This is a genomic window from Streptomyces gottesmaniae (assembly GCF_031845845.1).
GTDB lineage: Bacteria > Actinomycetota > Actinomycetes > Streptomycetales > Streptomycetaceae > Streptomyces > Streptomyces akebiae.
Genome location: NZ_JAVRFJ010000036.1, coordinates 97,105 through 115,921 on the forward strand (window position 1 = coordinate 97,105; position 18,817 = coordinate 115,921).

An 18,817-nucleotide genomic window follows, 5' to 3' on the forward strand; every position below is an offset into this window, starting at 1 on the left:
CGCACGCCGGGCCCGCCGGCCCGCCCGCCGCCCGCGTCGCCGTGCCTACTCCGACGACCTCTCCAGCGCCTCCAGGTCCAACGCCGCGGCGATGTGTATGGCGATGTCCTCCGCGTAGACGGCGTCCGCGCGTTCGAACGGGGTGCGGCCGGCGCCGCGGAGGAAGGTGACGACGCCGAGGGTGCGGCCGCGGCTGCGGAGGACCGCGCAGAGGGCGTGCACGGTCTCCGGGGGCCACTGGCGCCCGGTGGCCCACTCGCGAGCCGTCTCCGGCGCGGCCGTACCGGCGCTGGCGCGGACCGAGCCGGCGCGCTCCACGCACTGCAGGGCGGGGTGGCCGGGGCCGTAGCGGACGGGGATGCCGGCGTGGCCGGCGAGATGGCTGGGGCCGGGCCGGCCGGAGGGCGTGGCGGCGGCGCGGACGAGCCGGGCGGGCCCTTCGCCGTCGGCCATCGAACCTCCGGCCACGCGGTCGATGAGGGCGTGGTCGGCGAAGCCGGCGAGGGCGAAGTCGAGGTGGACGGTGGCGGCCTCGCCGGGGTCCTCGCACTCGGCGGCGGCGCGTGCGGCCCGGTGGAGCTGGTTGACGCGGAAGCGGAGCTGTGCGGCCTCCTGCTCGGTCTGCTTGGACTCGGTGATGTCCTGGAAGAGCCAGCCGACGCCGAGCGGCACCGGTTCCTCGGCGAGGGGGGAGGCGAGGCGGAGGAACCCGCTGCGCCAGCACCGGCGCTTCTCACCGTCCGGGGTGCGCACGCCCACCCAGATCTCGGCGGGCGCGGGCGGGGCGCCCTCGGCGAGGACGTGGGTGAGGGCGCTCTCCAGTTCCTCGGCGCCCTGGGCGAGCAGTTCGCCGATGGGGCGCCCGAGGACCGCCGTACGGCCGATGCCGAGGGCGCGGGCGGCGTGGGCGTTGACGACGGCGGGGCGCAGGTCGGCGTCGACGAGGACGACGCCCCAGGAGGCGTCCTCGAAGAGGGCCTCGCTGAGGGCGATGGACCGTTCGAGGTCGATCTGCGTGTGGACCTCGCTGAAGGCGCAGTAGAGGCCGACGGGCTTGCCGTCGGGTCCGCGCACGGCGGCGGACTGGGTGCGGACGAGGACGCGGCCGCCGTCCTTGGTGACCAGGGCGAATTCGTGCACCTGTCGGCCGCTGGCGTGCATGGCGGCCATCAGCCGCCCTTCGACCTCCTCGGCGTCGGCGGTGCGTACCGCCCACCCGGCGAATCCGCGGCGGCCCACCGCCTCCTCGGCGCTCCAGCCCAGGATGCGTTCGGCCTCGCGGTTCCAGTGGGTGACGACGCCGTCGGCGTCGAAGGCGCACAGGGCCGCGTCCATCCCGTCGAGGAGGGCGGCGAGGAGGTCCGAGCCACCGGAGTCCGCGGAATCCGTGGAGCCCTCGGTGCCTTCGGTGTCCTCGGTGTTCACCGTGCCCTCGATGTCCTCGGTGTCCTCGTTGATGGGACCGTCCCGCTCGGGCTTGTCGGGCCCGAGTTCGTCGGTGGCCCCACTACGCCGGGAAGCACTCACCTGAACCCCCTGCAGGCTGCGTTGCGTCCGCATGTACGGCTGGTACGGCGCGTCGGTTCGCTCACTCGTCATCATTCAACTCGAACGTGACCCAGCCCACATCTGCTTCGCGCAAGATTTGGACGAAATCGTTGTACGCCGGATTTCCTCCTCACCCTTCTCAGCGTTCCCACGAACCCGGGGGAGCAGTCAGCGGAGGTAGAAGATCCGATCTCCGTACTCCCGCATCACCCGGTCGTTCCAGTCGAGCCCGCCGTCGACGTTGCCGGAGCGCAGCAGGGGCGGTTCGACGCCCCGGTCCGCGAGGGAGGCGGCGGCGGTGGCCATGACGGACTGCAGGATCGCCGAGGTGACGACGGTGGAGGCCGGGGCGAAGGGGGCGGGGATGGTGTCGAGGGTGAGTTCGGCGTCGCCGACCGCGATCTTGGAGTCGAGGACGAGGTCGCAGTGGTCCTTGAGGAAGGTGCCGGAGGAGTGGCGGGAGGTGGTCTCCGTGGCGTAGGCGACCGAGGTGACGCCGATGACCTTCACGCCCAGCTCGCGGGCGTGCGAGGCCATCTCGACGGGCAGCGCGTTGCGGCCGGAGAGCGAGATGACCACGAGCAGGTCCCCGGCCCGGAGCGGGCTGCTGTCGAGGACGGCGGTCGCGAGCCCGTCGACCCGCTCCAGCGCCGATCCGAGGGTCGCGGGCATCACGTCCACGCCCACGGCGCCGGGGACCGCCAGCAGGTTCATCAGCGCGAGTCCGCCGGCGCGGTAGACGAGGTCCTGGGCGGCGAGCGACGAGTGGCCGGCGCCGAACGCGAACAGGCGCCCGCCGGCGACGACCGTGTCCGCGATCAGCTCTCCGGCCGCGGTGATCGTCTCGGCCTCGTCGTCCCGCAGGCGTTCCAGCAGCCCGATCGCCGCGTCGAGGAACCGCCCACCCGCCGTGCCGCCGTCCAGTCCCATGCGTCGATCCTTCCGTCGCGTGCTCCGCGTCCTCCGTGACGCCGATCACGTTAGTGGTCTGGACCAGTGGGGTGTCAATATGGTGCGACCGTCGTCCGCGGGTCGGCGGGGCGTCCCGGAAAATGGGGCGCTGGGTCATAAACCGGCCACCTGACCGGAGTCATACCGCCGTCGTTTCCCCGCCGCCACCCGGTTGTCAGTCGGATGCGTAAGAATTGACCCCAGGGCCAGCGCAGCAAGCCGCAGCAAGCCGGTGTGGCCGTCGAAGCCTCCGGCTGAATCTCATCGAGGGGCACGTATGTCCGGACTGATCGATACGACGGAGATGTATCTCCGCACCATCCTCGAGCTGGAGGAGGAAGGTGTGGTCCCCATGCGCGCCCGGATCGCCGAGCGGCTCGACCAGAGCGGCCCCACGGTGAGCCAGACGGTCGCGCGCATGGAGCGCGACGGCCTGGTGTCCGTCGCCGCGGACCGCCACCTGGAGCTCACCGAGGAGGGCCGTCGGCTGGCGACGCGCGTGATGCGCAAGCACCGCCTCGCGGAGTGTCTGCTCGTCGACGTGATCGGTCTGGAGTGGGAGCAGGTGCACGCGGAGGCGTGCCGCTGGGAGCACGTGATGAGCGAGGCGGTCGAGCGCCGCGTCCTGGAGCTGCTGCGCCACCCCACCGAGTCGCCGTACGGCAACCCGATCCCGGGCCTGGAGGAGCTGGGCGAGAAGGACGGCGCTGACCCCTTCCTCGACGAGGGCATGGTGTCGCTGGCAGACCTCGACCCCGGGACGGAGGGCAAGACCGTCGTCGTGCGCCGGATCGGCGAGCCCATCCAGACGGACGCCCAGCTGATGTACACGCTGCGCCGCGCGGGCGTCCAGCCCGGCTCCGTGGTGAGTGTGACGGAGGCGGCCGGCGGTGTCCTCGTGGGCAGCGGCGGCGAGGCGGCGGAGCTGGAGGCGGACGTCGCCTCACACGTGTTCGTCGCCAAGCGCTGACCCGCCCGGCCCGGCCCCGGTCCGATCCCGGCCCGCCCTTGGGTCGGCACCGGCACCACGCTCACGCCCACCCGTCCACCCGTCCCTCCATGCGGCCGCACCCCCTTCCGGCCGCTGTCCGGCACGTCTCGGCGGATGTCCGTACTCCCCGTCAACTCCCGATGCGGGAGGGGGAGTTGTGGTGTACCGGGGTGCGTGTCAGGGAACCCGTCGAATCCGAGATTCACTGCGTCGAATCGCAGCGCTCGGGCCGTTCGCGTGCGAGGCTTGCGCGTGAGGCATATGACCTGAGGGGCTCTTGGCCGCCCGAGACGAGGATCTCCGGTGGTGAGGGAGGGGGCGGGGCGGATGTGCCGTGGACATGAGGAGGGCCCCGGCGCCGTACGGCGCCGGGGCCTGTCCTCCCCTGTACTGACCCGGAGCCCCGAGCTCTCAGGGTCATCCCCCTCGGACCGTTTTCCCCGAGCGGTCCGCCTCTCGTTGAAGATCTCCCCTCGGCGGCGGCGGGCAATCCCTGAGGGAGGTCACTCGAATGAGGGGTGTTGTCGCCAAGAGCGGCATCTTCGAATGTGTATTCGATAACGTGGGCGGCGTGTCGCTGTGTGACCCGCGCCATGACTGATGCGCGCGCCCCACACGTAACGTGTCAACCGATATGCACGCTGTAACACAAGTGCTCGTCGTCCGAGCGGCGCGCACGGTCACGACAGCAGCTGGAGCAACGGCGAGGCGACGGCGAGAGCCAGGGCGGAAGCGACAGCGGATGCACTACGGAAGCAGCAGCACGACAGCGGTACGACAGCAGTTGGGACGAGTGGACCGGCCGGCTCGAAGCGGGAGCGAGAGGCGGGAGCGAGCGGTCCGGGCGGGAGTCTGGGGGGTGCCAATGGTGCGGCGCATCGACGTGACGGGAGCGGGCGGCGTGAGTCTCGCCGCCTGGGAGTTCGGCGACCCGCCCAAATCCGGTGAGAACGAGCCCCGGCCCGGGGTGCTGTTATTGCACGGCCTCATGGGCCGCGCCTCGCACTGGGCACCCACCGCCCGCTGGCTCTCCGAACGCCGCCGTGCCGTGGCGCTCGACCAGCGCGGACACGGCCAGAGCGAGAAGCCCGAGCAGGCCGCGTACACCCGTGAGGCCTACGTCGACGACGCCGAGGCCGCCGTCGAACAGCTGGGCCTCGCCCCGGTCGTCCTCATCGGCCACGCCATGGGTGCGCTGACCGCCTGGCAACTGGCCGCCCGCCGCCCCGACCTGGTGAGCGGACTGATCATCTGCGACATGCGGGCCTCGGCCCTCGGCGCCGCCTCGCAGCGCGAGTGGGAGAACTGGTTCAAGGCCTGGCCGCTGCCGTTCGCCACCCTCGCCGACGTCCGCAAGTGGTTCGGCGAGGACGACCCCTGGGTGGAGCGTCCCAGCCCGTCCCGGGGTGAGTTCTACGCCGAGGTCATGCACGAGGGGCCCGACGGCTGGCGGCCGGTGTTCGAGCCCGAGCAGATGCTGACGACCCGTGAGACCTGGGTGTACGACGCGCACTGGGAGGAGCTGACCCAGGTGCGCTGCCCGGCCCTCGTCGTCCGCGGTCTCGACGGGGAGCTGGGGCGCGCCGAGTCCCAGGAGATGGTCCGGGTGCTGCCCCACGGGCAGTACGCGGAGGTCGCCGACGCGGGGCACCTGGTGCACTACGACCAGCCGGACGCCTGGCGCTCCGCGATCGAGCCGTTCCTGGACGGGCTGGATGGGGACGGCGCGGTCGGCTGAGGTGCGCCTGGTAGCTCTGGGGTGCCTGTCTCGTCGGCGGGTGCGGGTGAGCGGGGGTTGCTCGCGCGGTTCCCCGCGCCCCTAAGAGCCCAGGCCCTGCGGGCCTGAGAAGCATGGGGCGCAGCCCCGGCTTTTCAGGGGCGCGGGGAACTGCGCGAGAAGCCCCACCAGCCCGCGGCCGCGAAACCGGCCCAACGGCCCCCGCCCGGAGCGCAACCGGCGAGCGCGGAGCGCTACCGGCGCCCGTCCCGCCCGCAGGCGTAGGCGAGCGGTGAGATCAGTTCCTCCGCGTCCGGCAGCCATCGGTTCGCCGGAGTGGGCCGCCGGGCCCACTGCACGGCGCCCCGGGATCCGTAGCGCGTCGGCGGAGCGGCCACGAACTCGCCCTCACCCAGCGCCCTGAGGTCGAGCGCGAGCGGCGACCAGCCCAACTTCCGTACCAGGTCGGGGACTTTGACCGACGCGCCCGGGAGCACGAAGAACTGCATGCGGCGGTCCGGTGTCCAGGTCACCGGCCCGAGCGTCAGCTCCATGCGCTCCATACGGGCCAGCGCCAGCAGGCCGGCGGTCTCGGGAACGTCGATCGTGTCGAACGTACGGCCTGTCGGCAGCAGGATCGACGCGGTCGGCTGCTTCGACCAGAGGCGGCGTGCGACGGTCGCACTGCCTGTCGCCTGGGTCGCCCAGTCCTCACGCGCCGGGTGCGCGCCGGGGGTGGCGCACGCTGCGTTGCCGCAGGAGCAGTGCTGCACCCCGTCGACGGCTTCCAGCCATGTACCGGGGAACACGTCCCAATGGCGCTCTTCGGCGTATCGAACGGCGGTGTCCAGCAGCGATTCGCCACGCTGCTTCGGGATTTGGGCAGCTTCAGGGCCCGCGATGGTCTCTTCCACGATGAACACAACTCTAGCGGTCATCAGGGGTTACGGATGTCACATGCGCGGGGGAGAGCATCGTCAACGGGGCCGGGGCGCATGGGTGCATGCCCGGGGGCGCGCGGGAGGGATCACGGAGTGAGCCGGGTAGCCACGAGTGGGGTACAGCATCCGTGTTTACCCCGGCAATTCTGGCATGTCTCGCATCTTCGGTATGTCGGCGGGGCATTGATCTTCGAGGCCGGATCTTTTCGATACGTGGGTACACGTATGCGACAGGAGGCGGTCACTGAAGACACGTCAACTCGGTGCGTGGGCAAGGCACCACAGCCACAGGGGGTACGCCATGGCCGCAAGGCCGCTCGTCGCCAGGCAGCCGAACGAACGACTGCAGGCGCTCATCCAGGAAGCGGGCTGTTCCAACGCGGGGCTGGCCCGGCGCGTGAACATGTGCGGCGCGGAGCATGGACTCGACCTCCGCTACGACAAGACGTCCGTCGCGCGCTGGCTGCGTGGACAGCAGCCGCGGGGCCGGGCGCCCGCGATCATCGCCGAGGCCCTCGGCCGCAAGCTGGGCCGTACGGTCACCATCGACGAGATCGGCATGGCCAACGGCAAGAACCTGGCGTCCGGTGTCGGCCTGCAGTTCTCGCCGACGGTGCTGGGAGCCATCGAGCAGGTCTGTGAGCTGTGGCGCAGCGACGTGGGGCGGCGGGACTTCCTCTCCGGGTCGTCCGTGGCCGCCTCCGCCCTCGTCGAGCCCAGCCGTGACTGGCTGATCTCGGCGCCGGACTCCCAGGTGGCCCGCTCGGCGGGACCCCGGGTGGGGCTCGCCGACGTGGCGGCCGTGCGCGCGATGACGCAGGCGCTCGTGGACCTCGACCACCAGTACGGCAGCGGTCACGTCCGGCCGGTCGTCGTGCACTACCTCAACAGCGTCGTCTCGGGGCTGCTGGCCGGCTCCTACCGGGAAGCCGTGGGGCGGGAGTTGTTCGCGGCGGTCGCCCGACTGACCGAACTCGCCGGGTACATGGCCGTCGACACCGGTCAGCCCGGACTCGCCCAGCGGTACTACATCCAGGCGCTCCGTCTCGCCCAGGCCGCGGGCGACCGCGCGTACGGCGGCTATGTCCTCGCCGCGTCCATGAGCCATCTCGCGGCCCAGCTCGGAAACCCGCGGGAGATCGCGCAGTTGGCGCGCGCGGCGCAGGAGGGGGCGCGGGGGCGGGCGACTCCGCGCGCGGAGTCGATGTTCCACGCGGCGGAGGCGCGCGGACACGCGCTGATGGGCGACGCGCGCGGCGCACAGGCGGCCGCGGGGCGGGCCGTCGAGGCGCTGGAGGCGGCGGATCCGTCGTCCGGGGACGACCCGGTGTGGATCAAGCACTTCGACGAGGCCTATCTGGCCGACGAGTTGGCGCACTGCCACCGCGATCTGGGGCAGGCGGAGGCGGCCGCCCGGCGGGCCGAGGAGTCGTTGGCCAAGCATCCGGGGTCGCGGGCGCGGCGACGGGCGATCGGATATGTGCTGCTCGCCACGGCACAGGTGCAGCAGCGGGAGGTCGAGCAGGCCTGCCACACGGGGTTGAAGGCCGTGGAGCTGCTGGGGTCGCTGCGGTCGAACCGGGGGGCCGAGTACCTGGAGGACTTCCAGCAGCGGTTGGAGCCGTTCCGGGAGGAGGCGGTGGTCAGGGAGTTCGGGGCGCGGATGGATCTGCAGGCGGCGTAGGGGCTCCGTGGGGGTGTGCCGTCGTTTCGCGGCCGCGGGTCCGGTGGTGTGCGTGCGGGGCGCGCGGCTCCCCGACCACCGACGAGGAGGCTCCGGCCCCTCGTCGGGGCGCGGGTGGTGCGTGGGGTGTCGTCCGGACCCGGTAGCGTGAGTCGACGATTCCGCAAGTCCCCCATTCGTAGGAGTCACGGTGACGCAGAGTGGACAGGGCGAGGAGCCCTCGGCGCGGACCGCGCACGAAGGCATCGTGCTGCCCTCGGACGGTGGGGCGCCGCTCCACCCGAGCGATCTGCCGCCGGCCCCGCTGCCGCCGGCCCCGGCCCAGCCGTGGGACCAGCAGCGGCCGTGGGGCTCCGAGGAGACCGCGGCGCCGCCCGCCCAGCCGCAGGCCGGCCACTGGAACAGCACGCCCCCCGCGCCGGAATGGGGGGCCCACGGGGCGCAGGACGCGTACGGCACGCCGACGCAGGACGCGTACGGCACGCCGGGCGGGCAGACCGGGTACGGCGCGCAGGACGCGTACGGCGGCCGGCGTGACGTGTCCGGTCAGGCGTACGGCTCCCAGGGTGGGATGCCGTTGCCGCCCGAGGGCCCGGCGTACGGGGGCGCGGGGTACGGCGGGCCGGGTGCGCCGTTGCCGCCGGCCGCGGGGGAGGTGGCCGTGCCGTCGGCCGGTTCCTCGCCGCTGCCGCCCGCGGACGAGGGGGCCACCCAGTACATCCCGTATGTGCCGGCGGCCGGGGCCATGCCGGTGGATGAGGGGGCGACGCAGTACATACCGCCGGTGGCCGCGCAGGCGCCCGCCGACGAGGCCGCCACCCAGTTCCTGCCGCCCGTCGGGCCGGGGGCGCTGCCGCCGGAGGCGTCGGGGGACGCGACGACGTATCTGGGGCGGGTGCCGGACCACGGCGCCGGGTCCCCGCCGCCGGCCGCGCACCCGGACGCGGAGGCGACGCAGTACATACCGCCGGTGGCCGCGCAGGGGCAGCAGCGACCGCCGTACGGTGCGTCGGGGCCGCGGCCGGGACAGCAGCAGCCGGACGTGTTCGACAGCCTCTTCCGGAACGAGCCGGGGGCCGGTGGCGCCGCCGGGTCCACCCAGCAGATGCCGAAGATCGACCACGGTCATGCCCCGCAGCCGCCGCGGGGCCCGGGTGGGCCGGGCGGTCATGGCAGCCACGGCGGGCCCGGTGGTCACGGAGGCCACGGTGGGCATGCCGGGCGCGCTTCCGGGAGACGGGAGAGCGCGGGCGGCGGGGGCGGTCGTACGGGATCGCGGGTGCCGTTGATCGCGCTCGTCGGCGTGGGGATCGCGGTGCTCGGGATCGGGGCGGGCGCGCTGATGGCCGGGTCGGGGGACGACTCGTCGCCGAGCGACAACAAGCCCGCGTCGGCGAGCGGGGCGCCCGAGGAGTCGACGTCCGCGTCGGCGGACCCGGCGCGCGAGCAGGCGGTCGCGCTCGACAAGCTGCTGGCCGACAGCGGCGACAGCCGGACCAGCGTGATCAAGGCGGTCGCCGACATCAAGACCTGCTCCAACCTGGGCCAGGCCGCCACCGATCTGCGGGACGCGGCGAAGCAGCGCAACGACCTGGTCACCCAGCTCGGCGAGCTGTCCGTCGACCAGCTGCCGAACCACGAGGCCCTGACCACCTCGCTGACCAAGGCATGGAAGGCCTCGGCCTCCGCGGACAACCACTACGCGGCGTGGGCGGACCAGACCGCCGGCAAGAAGGGCTGCAAGAAGGGGCAGGCCCGCACCACCGGCCAGACCCAGGCCGGCAACCAGGCCAGCGCCACCGCCAGCGCCGAGAAGACCAAGGCCGCGGAACTCTGGAACAAGATCGCCAAGACCTACACCCTGACCGAACGCCAGGCGGTCCAGCTGTAGGGACAGCGGCGCCGGGGCCGAGGCCGCCGCGCACCCCGGGCGGGTCCGTCGCGCGGGGCGTCGGTCAGTTCTCCGCCTCCACCAGCGTCTTCTCCACGTTCACGAAGTCCCGTCGGGCCGCGACCAGTTGGCCCTTGCGGACGACCTGGAAGGTGACTTCGGGGTTGATGAGGCGGGGGAAGCCGGCGGAGGCTATGAGGTCCTCGAAGCGCCAGCTGAGGGGTGGGGTCAGGCCGCCGGTGGTGACCTTCAGCCCGTCGTCGAGGACACGCCGGATGGCCTGGGAGGTCACCTCTCCGTCGCCGATCTTCTCGAGGGCGGCCGTCAGCACGGTGTAGGCGATCCACGTGGTCTGCACGCCCGGGTCGGCGGGGTCGATCCGGTTGTCGCCGAACGCGTGCTCCCGGATCACCTTCTTCATCCGGTCCCACCGCTTGTCGCTCTCCACCGGGTACCAGCCGGTGACGTACGCCCCCTCGTACGGCCCCGACCGCCCCCCGGTCGCGTCGATCACCGTCTGGTCGACACTGCCCAGCACCGTCCCCGTACGGACGTCCGGGAAGTCCGCGCGGTCCCGGCGGAAGGAGTCCATGAAGGTGAAGGTGCGGTCGCCCAGGGCGGGGACCACGCACCCCTCCGTGTCCGGCTCCGTGCTCGCCCGCCGCAGCGCCTCCCGGGCGTGCCCGCCGTACTCGGTCGCGTCCTCGGCGGCCAGCTGGTCCTTCGACCCGTCGTGGCCCCCGGACCGCAGCCCCGAGTCCAGCAGCAGCGGCAGCTGGTCGCCGGCTATCGAGTCGGGGCGGACGAGGGCGACCGGGCCGCAGTCCTTGGCGAGCTGTTCGCCGAGGCCGGCCATGAGGGAGGCCTGGCCGCCGTTGACCGGGTACGACAGCGCGCTGGCGAACTCGTCGTCGGTGACGCCGTAGCCACCGATGTACGGGATGCCCGCCGATTCCAGCGGGGCGAGGAAGGCGCGGCCGTGCTGACTGTAGGAGCCGACGACCGCGACGACGTCCTCGTCGGCGGCGCGGCGGGCGCACTTCGCGGCCGTCACGGTCTCGTTGTGGTCGTTGCAGGTGAGGATCTTCAGCTCGCGGCCGTTGATGCCGCCACTGGCGTTGACCCAGCGGGCGTACGCCTTGGCCATCGCGGGCATACCGGGCTTGTTGGTGGCGGCCGTCTTCTCCGGGGCCCAGGTCATGACGGTGACGGGGCCGTCCCCGGTACCCCCCGTGGTACCAGGGATGACCCCGCACCCGGCGACGAGTGAGGCACACGCCGCCAGCGTGGTGGCTCTGACCAGGCGTTTGGCGAGGCCAGTGGGATGGCCTGGGGGCTGATGTGTCCGTCGTGCCTGGAAGCCAGTCATGGCTCCGCACGATTCCGCCACATCACCAACCCGGGCGTGACGGATGGTCAACGCGAGGTGACCGGGAGGTGAATTGCGAGGAGCTACGATCGTATTTTCGAGTGGTTTCAGAGAGGAATGCGCGATCGATGACCGTCCAAGGTCCGGAGACCCCTTCCCGTCGTGGGCGTCGCTCATCCACCATGGGCGGCATGCCACTGAACGACATGCCGTGGTGGCGCTGGCGCAGCAATGTGCGCTCCGCGCTGCACATGCTCTCCGACCCGGCGTTCCAGCAGAACGTCTGGCTGGCCGGTGTCGACGGGTACGGGGACGTCACCGACGCCGTGTACCGCCTGGTCGAGGACACCTGGCTGGACAACTGGTCCGCCGAGAAGTACGTCGGCACGATCTTCCGTGACGCCCAGGAGGCGGCCCTCGTCGACACGGCCGTGCTGCGCGTGCTGCGGATCATGCACCAGGTCGGCCCGGACGCCCCCGTCTCCGCGTACCTCGACCACGACGCCTGGCCCGAGGCCGTCCGCGCCGCCCGCGAGGCCCACGTACGCCTCTCCGTGAGCGACGGGGAGGACCCGGACACCCCGCCGCGCACGCTCGAAGTGCTGCGGATCATGACCAGGGCGGCGTAGGGAAGCCCGCCGGGCGGTGGCGGGTGCCCGCGGTCCGGCCTTCGGGACGATTGCCGACATGGGTACGCCATATGGGACCCTGTCGGGCATGAACGAGCAGTCCACCCGAGCCGCGGCGCCCGCCGACCAGTACGTCCTCACCCTCGCCTGCCCCGACAAGCCGGGCATCGTGCACGCCGTGTCGAGCTACCTCTTCATGACCGGCGGGAACATCGAGGACAGTCAGCAGTTCGGCGACCACGACACGGGTCTGTTCTTCATGCGCGTCCACTTCTCGGCGGACGCACCGGTGAACGTGGACAAGCTGCGGGCCAGCTTCGCGGCGATCGGTGACTCCTTCCAGATGGACTGGCAGATCAACCGGGCCGACGAGAAGATGCGCATCGTCCTGATGGTCAGCAAGTTCGGGCACTGCCTGAACGACCTGCTCTTCCGGGCGAGCACGGGCGCGCTGCCGGTGGAGGTCGCGGCCGTGGTCTCCAACCACACCGACTTCGCCGAGCTGGTGGGGTCGTACGACATCCCCTTCCACCACATCCCGGTCACCAAGGACACCAAGGCGGACGCGGAGGCGCGGCTGCTGCAGATCGTGCGCGAGGAGAAGGTCGAGCTGGTCGTGCTGGCCCGCTACATGCAGGTCCTCTCCGACGACCTCTGCAAGCAGCTCAGCGGGCGCATCATCAACATCCACCACTCCTTCCTGCCGAGCTTCAAGGGCGCGAAGCCGTACCACCAGGCGCACACGCGCGGTGTGAAGCTGATCGGCGCGACGGCGCACTACGTCACCGCCGACCTCGACGAGGGGCCGATCATCGAGCAGGAGGTCGAGCGGGTGGGCCATGGGGTGACGCCCGAGGGGCTCGTCGCGGTCGGGCGCGACGTGGAGTGCCAGGCGCTGGCACGGGCGGTCAAGTGGCACGCCGAGCGGCGCATCCTGATGAACGGGCGCCGGACGGTCGTCTTCGCCTAGAAGCCGGGCACATGAGGGGCATCGGGGGGTAACTCCGCCTGACGGACGAGGAGTTGGCGCGGATCCAGGCGATCCCGTCCGGGCCTGGGACCGCATGGAGGACGTCCGCGAGGGCGAGGAGCACATCGAGCCCGGTCCCTCCGAAGCGCCCTACTACGCCACCGACAGGGCCTGGCGCCTCTCCGGAGTGCTGCTGCGACGCGGCGGCCCGCGGACTGGCCGCTCTGCCCTACGACCGGCTCGCCGGGCTCTGCCCACCCGGCGCGGAGGACGACGAGGCCCTGGAGGCCCTGGAAGGTGCGCGGGGCCTGTACGAAGAGCTGGTGGAGTACTTCGGCGCGGCGGCCCGCGACGGTCACGCGGTGCTGGTCTGGCAACTCTGACCCACGAGCGCCGTCCCCGCCGCGTTCCCGGCGCACGCCCAGCGCGTTCCGGCGCTGTCGCCGCCCCGGCTCCGCTACATGCGGCTCAGGGACGCCGCCGCGAACAGCACGTCCCTGATGGCCTCCCGGTCGCCACCCTGCCCGGCGGCGGCCTCCTCCGGAGGCAGGTGCCCGGCGGCGAGACGGCAGAACTCGACGCCGTCCAGGGCCACGTGGGCCACCTCGTGATCGGTGGAGCCGAGGGCGGCGGGCGAGTCGAGGGGGATCAGCCACTCGCCGCCGCCGGAACCCTCGATCTCCAGGCGGAGACTGCGGCCGGGGGCGCCGGCCGGTACGAGGTGGCGGCCGGACGGGGGCGGGGACGCGAGGCCGGTCCGGCGGCGCTCGGCCAGCGACACCGGCAGCATGCGGGCCGCCAGGTCGATCATGCCGTGCAGATGGCGGCCGGACGGCGGCTCGTACGGGTAGTCCACGGCCTCCGCGATGTCCTCCGCGTGGATCCAGCACTCGAACGCCCGATCGAGCATCGCGTCCGGGAGGGGAAGCTCGAAGCCGCCGTACGGGACTGCCAGGCGCGCTGAGGCGTCGGAGCCGTCGGGGCCACCGCCCTTGAAGGAGGCCGTGCGGACGATGTCGTGGCTCTGTTGCCGCCAGGGGGCGCGCAGGGCGCGGGTGGGCGGGAAGTGGGACGCCTTCCAGTACGCCTCGGTGCGAGCCGCCGGGGAAGCGGCGACGGGAGACTCGTCGGGGCCGGGTCCGAGCGGGCCGAGCGGGTCGTCCAGGCCGAGCGCCGCGGCGACGAGCCCGTCGACGGTGAGCAGGTGGGCGATGACCCCGGCGACGGTCGTACGACGGCTCACCGGGCCCTCGCCCTCGAACCAGCGCAGCCGTACGGGGGCCTGCCAGTCGGCGGCGCCGATGTCCTGGAGCAGCGCGTCCAGCCGCGCCGTCTCCGCGTCGTACGGGGCGGCCCAGCGGGGGACGGGGATACGGGGCGGACGGCGGCCCAGGCAGACGTCCAGTACCTGGGTGCGCAGGGCCGGGTCGAGGTCGAGGCTCTCCGGAGGGTGCAGCAGCCCCACGGCTTCCCGCAACCGCCGCGCCTCGTCCGCGCATCCTCCGCACTCTCCCAGATGCTCCTCCACCGCCAACGCCTCCTCCGCCGAACACACCGCCAGGGCCCAGGCCCCGAGCAGCGCCTTCAACACCCGGTGCTCCAGCACGAGGGGCGGGCGGGATCCGGACAGGGCCGAGGGGCCCGGCGCCGGGGTGGGGTTCGGCACGGCGTCGGGCAGCGGCATTCCGGTGTCCTCCACGGAGGTGCGCGGCAGCGGTATCCGGGGCGGACCCACCGGCTCGTCACCACCGTCCCCGGCAGCGGTCGGCCCACTCGGCCCGCCCGGCCCGCCTGTGTCACCCGAGCCGCCGGTGTCACTCGTTCTGGACGGCCCGCCGAGGTCGTCCCCGAGCCCCTCCTCAGGCCGGTCCTCAGGCCGGTCCTCAGGCCGGTCCTCAGACCGGTCCTCGGACCGGTCCTCAGGCTCGTCTCCCGGTCGCTCGTCTCCGGGACCGAGTCGTCCTCCGGGGCCACCGGGCTCGGCCGTGGGGTCTCCGTGTGGGGAGGCGCGCCCTGGGACCGGACCGGCGGGGCCGTTCGGTCGGGCCGGGGGCGGGGGCTGCCGGTTCTCCGGCTCGGGTGGCCCGTCAGGGCTCGGGGTGGCGTTCATGTGAGGGGCCCGGGTTCGGGTGGGGTGCCGGAGGGGCGTGTGTCGTGGGCGGTGGAGAGGAGCTGGAGGCCGAGGCGGAGGCGGCGTCGGGCCTCGTCCTCGGTGACGCCCAGGTCGGTGGCGGTCTGGCGGTAGTCACGGCGCTGGAAATAGGCCAGCTCCAGAGCGGCCCGCAGCGGGGCGGGCATGGCCTGCACGATGTAGTCGGCGCGGGCCGCCACCGACGCCTGGTGGACCTTGCGTTCCAGGTCCTCCGTCGTGCCCTCGCCGCCCCGGGCGAGCGCGGCGGTCTCGGTGGCCCGCAGCCGCTGCACCGCGAGACGGTGGGTCAGCGCCGCCATCCAGGACCGCAGCGGCCCCTGCTGGGGGTCGTACGCCTCGGGGTTCTCCCAGAGCTGGAGGAACACCTCGCGGGTGATGCCGTCCGCGCCCCGCTCGTCGCCGAGGACGCGGTGGGCCAGCCCGTGCACGAGGGACGCGAACCGGTCGTACAGCTCACCGAGTGCCGCCGCCTCGCCGCGTGACAGCCGCTGCTGCATCTTGCGGTCCCAGCGGGGCGGTGCGTCCATCGTCGCCATACGGCCCCCTCACCCTGCTCTCACCTGCGCTGTTCCTTGAATGCTCGCCCGGTCGTGCGCCGGCCGTCCGTCGGTCGTGCGCCGGCCGGCCCCCCGGCCCGTCGGCTGTCCGCTTACGGCCCGATTCCAGCCTGTGCGCACCGCCGTCCCGAATGTAGTCGGCACCGCTGACCGCGCACGCCCCTTTATGGCAATGCGCGCCCCTCGCGAGGCCGGAGGTGGTATGCGCCTCCTGAGTAAGCCGTTTCCACACCACCCACGTGGGCGTCCGCCCGCCTTTCGTATGCCTGTACGACCATATGAGGTGCCTGATCTGCGCGAATCCAACCGAGTGGAGACCATCTGGGCCCGCATCGGATCGATACCGAAGCCATTCGTGATCAATACTCGATCACATGTGACCGTACTCGATGGAAATCGCACCGAAAAGGCCCCTGAAATGGCTCGCTTACCCCGCGCCTTTCGGCGGGCGCCTGGTGTTTCATGGAACGACGGCGGGGCAGCCGCGCAGCAGGAAGCGGTGCAGTGGCTTCCGGTTCGGCGACTGAGAGGCATCGCGGTGGCGTTCGAAGTGACCGACGGCGAGCAAGGTGAGTGGGCCGTGCTGCACGTGTCCGGAGAGATGGATCTGGTCACGTCGCCGGTGCTCCGTCAGCGGGTGCACGAGGCGGTGGCCGACGGCCGCCGAAGTCTTGTCCTCGACCTCTCCGCCGTCGTCTTCTGCGACTCCAGCGGCGTGGGCGTGCTGGTCGCCACCCGCCGTCTGATGCGGTCCTTCCAGGGGCGTCTCCGGCTGATCCTCCCCGCCGACGGCCACGCGGGCGGCGGCCCCTCGGAGGGCGCGCACGTCAACCGTGTTCTCGCCGCCCTCGGTGTCCGCCGCCTCTTCGACGTCCACCCGGACGTCCTCTCGGCGGTCGCGCCGGACGTGGACGACGAGGCCGGCCCCCTGTCGGCCTGACCGCGCACCCTTCCCCTGAGCAGTACGCACGAGTGAGCTGTCCCACGCGGTGGTGTCCCGGTGGCCACACAGTTGTCCCGGAATTCCCGCAGTCTTGGTACAAGCGCTGCTTTCCCGCTCCGCCCGGGCCGCTGACGTCGTACGCTCCGTCCGAGAAATACCCCACTTGACGTAAGGCGGGCCCGAAGAGACATGGTCAGCAGCGAGTACGAGCGCAGGATCGCCGCCCGGTTCGCCACCTTCGACCAGGACGGCAACGGCTGGATCGACCGCGAGGACTTCAGCGCGGCGAGCAAGGCGGTTCTCAACGAGTTCGGCACCACCGCCCGTTCGGACAAGGGCCAGGCCCTGTACGGCGGCGCCGAGGCCTTCTGGCAGGGTATGGCCGGAATAGCGGACCGGGACGGCGACCAGCGCATCACGCGGGACGAGTTCGTGAACGGCGCGGTCAAGCGGCTGCGTGACAACCCCGACCGTTTCGCCGAGATCGCGCGCCCCTTCCTGCACGCGGCCCTCGCCGTCGCGGACGCCGACGGGGACGGAAAGGCCACGGTCGAGGAGACGGCCCGGGTCCTCAAGGCCCTCGGCGCCTCCGCGGAGACCGCCGCCGCTGCCGCCGCCACCCTCGACACCGACGCCGACGGCAAGGTGGACGAGGTGGAGGTCGTCAACGCGTTCGCGCGCTACTTCACCGTGCCCGAGTAGTCACCCGGCCGGGGACATCGCAACAACGTTCAACAGCCGTTCAACAGCCGCTCAACAGCCGTCGTACGCGGTCCGTGGTGGCTCGTGCGCGGTCGGCGGCGGTCATGAATAGCGCTCACGCAGCTTGTACTTGAGCACCTTCCGCAGGGTCTCGTTGCGCGGAAGGGCGTCCACCAGCTCCAACCGCTCCGGCAGTTTGTGGACGGACAGCCCTTCCGCGCGCAGCCAGTCGGTGACGTCCGGCAGTGTCAGCGCCTCGGCCTCCGGCGGCTGTTCGACGACCGCGCACACCCGCTCCCCGCGCTCCGGGTCCGGCAGCCCTATCACCGCCACGTCCTGGACGGCCGGATGGCCGTGCAACAGGTCCTCGATCTCCTTGGCCGAGATGTTCTCGCCCTTGCGGATGATGACGTCCTTGAGGCGGCCGGTCAGCACCAGGTGGCCGCTGTCGGTGAGATGCCCGAGGTCGCCGGTGACGAAGAAGCCGTCCGCGTCGAAGGCCGCCGCCGACTGGACCGGATCCAGGTACCCCTGGCAGACGGCCTCCCCGCGCAGCCGCACCTCCCCGTCCTCGGCGATCCGGATCTCCATCCCCTCCGGTGGCCGCCCCTCCGTCGTCGCCAGGTTCTCCGGCGAGTCGTCCGGCGCCCCCATCGTGATCATCGGCACCTCCGTCATGCCGTACCCGTGGGTGAGCTGCACGCCCATCTCCCGTATGACCGCGTGGTACAGCTCGGGCGGCTTCGGGGCCCCGCCGCCCGCGAGCAGCCGCAGGGACGGGACGACCGGCTCGCCCGGCTGCTTGCGCTGCTCGGCCAGGAACATCGAGTAGAACGCCGTCGACCCGCCCGCCACCGTCACCCCGTGCTTGCGGTACCCCTCCAGCGCGGCCGGCAGCGCGAAGTGCTCGAACAGGACGGCCGGGAAGCCGTAGAGCAGCAGCATCACCATGTAGTCGGGGCCGCCTATGTGCGCGTACGGGAAGGCGATGGACCCCACGTCGTCCGCGGTGAGCCGCAGGGCGTGGGCGAGGCAGGAGCCGCCCGCGACGAGCGAACGGTCCGTGTGCAGGACGCCCTTGGGGTCGGAGGTGGTGCCCGAGGTCCAGTAGATCCAGCGGACGGAGGTGCCGTCGGCGGGTGGGGCGGGGAGCGTGCCGGGGTCGCCCTCCGGGAGGCGGTCGTACGCCTCGAAGACGCCGCGTGCGTCCAGCCGCCGGGCCATCTCCGTGTGGTCGAAGCCCCGCCACTCGCCCGGCACCGCGAAGAACTCCGCCCGGGACTCCCGGAGCGCGAAGCCGACCTCGCGGTCGCGGTAGAAGGGGATGACCGGGGACTGGACGGCGCCGAGGCGGGCCAGGGCGAAGGAGAGCAGGACCGTCTCGATCCGGGTGGGCAGCTGCCAGGCGACGACCGTGCCGGGGCGTACGCCCCTGTCGTACAGCCCGGCCGCCACCCGCTCGGCGCGGGCCCGCAGTTCGCCGAAGCTCAGGGTGCGGTCGTCCTGGAGGAGGACGGGCCGGTCGGGGGTGAGGGCGGCGCGGCGGTCGAGGAGTTCCCAGAGCGTGCGGGACTCGCTGAGCGCGTGGGCGGTGTCGGTCACGGTGGCGGCCCCTTTTTAGAGCTCGGTTCGCCTCCGGGGCGCGTCGGTGTCGAGCCCGCGACCGTGCTCGACCCTGCGGCTCACCGCGGACGACGTGGGGTCCATCGCCTTCCCGTACGCGCACATAGGCGGCCCCGACTACATGGTGATGCTGCTGCTCTACGGCTTCC

At 72.3% G+C, this 18,817-nt stretch carries 16 protein-coding genes; 9 read left to right on the forward strand and 7 right to left on the reverse strand.

The genetic code is table 11. The features are described from left to right. Window positions 1–45: 45 nt before the first annotated feature. Both RM704_RS33225 and RM704_RS33230 read right to left on the reverse strand, forming a co-directional pair. Window positions 46–1,527, reverse strand: a complete 1,482-nt coding sequence (locus RM704_RS33225; RefSeq protein WP_033526038.1) for a PAS domain-containing protein — start codon at window positions 1,525–1,527, stop codon at window positions 46–48. A gap of 189 nt (window positions 1,528–1,716) precedes the next feature. Continuing rightward, window positions 1,717–2,478, reverse strand: coding sequence for an SIS domain-containing protein (locus RM704_RS33230; protein ID WP_033525890.1), 762 nt, complete (start codon window positions 2,476–2,478; stop codon window positions 1,717–1,719). A gap of 298 nt (window positions 2,479–2,776) precedes the next feature. On the opposite strand from RM704_RS33230, the gene RM704_RS33235 reads away from it, so the two are divergent. Further along, on the forward strand, window positions 2,777–3,469 hold the full coding sequence (locus tag RM704_RS33235) for an iron-dependent transcriptional repressor DtxR (RefSeq protein WP_033525889.1): 693 nt from the start codon (window positions 2,777–2,779) through the stop codon (window positions 3,467–3,469). Between the two features lie 886 nt (window positions 3,470–4,355). Next, a complete protein-coding gene (locus tag RM704_RS33240; RefSeq protein ID WP_033525888.1) occupies window positions 4,356–5,228 on the forward strand; it encodes an alpha/beta fold hydrolase in 873 nt (290 codons plus the stop codon). Between the two features lie 233 nt (window positions 5,229–5,461). Here the strand turns inward: RM704_RS33240 and RM704_RS33245 are convergent, their stop codons facing one another. Next, on the reverse strand, window positions 5,462–6,121 hold the full coding sequence (locus RM704_RS33245) for a bifunctional DNA primase/polymerase (RefSeq protein ID WP_398683293.1): 660 nt from the start codon (window positions 6,119–6,121) through the stop codon (window positions 5,462–5,464). 328 nt (window positions 6,122–6,449) lie between these two features. Between RM704_RS33245 and RM704_RS33250 the strand changes: the two genes are divergently transcribed. Both RM704_RS33250 and RM704_RS33255 read left to right on the forward strand, forming a co-directional pair. Further along, a complete protein-coding gene (locus tag RM704_RS33250) occupies window positions 6,450–7,832 on the forward strand; it encodes an NsdA family TPR-like regulatory protein (RefSeq protein ID WP_033525886.1) in 1,383 nt (460 codons plus the stop codon). 190 nt (window positions 7,833–8,022) lie between these two features. Further along, complete coding sequence (locus RM704_RS33255; RefSeq protein WP_033525885.1) at window positions 8,023–9,723, forward strand: hypothetical protein; 1,701 nt, start codon at window positions 8,023–8,025, stop codon at window positions 9,721–9,723. 64 nt (window positions 9,724–9,787) lie between these two features. Here the strand turns inward: RM704_RS33255 and RM704_RS33260 are convergent, their stop codons facing one another. Next, entirely contained in the window at window positions 9,788–11,092 is a 1,305-nt protein-coding gene (locus RM704_RS33260; RefSeq protein ID WP_078937000.1) for an ABC transporter substrate-binding protein, read from the reverse strand. A gap of 128 nt (window positions 11,093–11,220) precedes the next feature. Between RM704_RS33260 and RM704_RS33265 the strand changes: the two genes are divergently transcribed. The 3 genes from RM704_RS33265 (at window position 11,221) to RM704_RS33275 (ending at window position 13,074) form a co-directional block, all read left to right on the forward strand. Further along, complete coding sequence (locus RM704_RS33265) at window positions 11,221–11,721, forward strand: SCO4402 family protein (RefSeq protein ID WP_033525883.1); 501 nt, start codon at window positions 11,221–11,223, stop codon at window positions 11,719–11,721. Between the two features lie 88 nt (window positions 11,722–11,809). Beyond that, the gene (purU, locus tag RM704_RS33270; RefSeq protein WP_033525882.1) at window positions 11,810–12,691 is read left to right on the forward strand and encodes a formyltetrahydrofolate deformylase; all 882 of its coding nucleotides are present in this window, start codon (window positions 11,810–11,812) and stop codon (window positions 12,689–12,691) included. Between the two features lie 53 nt (window positions 12,692–12,744). Continuing rightward, the gene (locus RM704_RS33275) at window positions 12,745–13,074 is read left to right on the forward strand and encodes a hypothetical protein (RefSeq protein ID WP_033525881.1); all 330 of its coding nucleotides are present in this window, start codon (window positions 12,745–12,747) and stop codon (window positions 13,072–13,074) included. 74 nt (window positions 13,075–13,148) lie between these two features. Here RM704_RS33275 and RM704_RS33280 read toward each other — a convergent pair whose 3' ends face one another. Then, on the reverse strand, window positions 13,149–14,801 hold the full coding sequence (locus RM704_RS33280; protein ID WP_438828969.1) for a zf-HC2 domain-containing protein: 1,653 nt from the start codon (window positions 14,799–14,801) through the stop codon (window positions 13,149–13,151). Then, the gene (locus tag RM704_RS33285) at window positions 14,798–15,379 is read right to left on the reverse strand and encodes a sigma-70 family RNA polymerase sigma factor (protein WP_033525879.1); all 582 of its coding nucleotides are present in this window, start codon (window positions 15,377–15,379) and stop codon (window positions 14,798–14,800) included. The genes RM704_RS33280 and RM704_RS33285 overlap by 4 nt, the downstream gene beginning before the upstream one ends. Window positions 15,380–15,932: 553 nt before the next feature. Here RM704_RS33285 and RM704_RS33290 point away from each other — a divergent pair. Together RM704_RS33290 and RM704_RS33295 are read left to right on the forward strand one after the other, a co-directional pair. Further along, window positions 15,933–16,340 carry an STAS domain-containing protein gene (locus tag RM704_RS33290; protein ID WP_033526037.1) on the forward strand — a complete coding sequence of 136 codons (408 nt, stop codon included), beginning with the start codon at window positions 15,933–15,935 and terminating at the stop codon, window positions 16,338–16,340. Window positions 16,341–16,532: 192 nt separating this feature from the next. Continuing rightward, window positions 16,533–17,045 (forward strand): EF-hand domain-containing protein, encoded by a 513-nt coding sequence (locus RM704_RS33295; protein WP_033525878.1) that lies wholly within the window; start codon window positions 16,533–16,535, stop codon window positions 17,043–17,045. Window positions 17,046–17,147: 102 nt separating this feature from the next. Here RM704_RS33295 and RM704_RS33300 read toward each other — a convergent pair whose 3' ends face one another. After that, on the reverse strand, window positions 17,148–18,647 hold the full coding sequence (locus RM704_RS33300; RefSeq protein ID WP_033525877.1) for a class I adenylate-forming enzyme family protein: 1,500 nt from the start codon (window positions 18,645–18,647) through the stop codon (window positions 17,148–17,150). Window positions 18,648–18,817 lie beyond the last annotated feature (170 nt).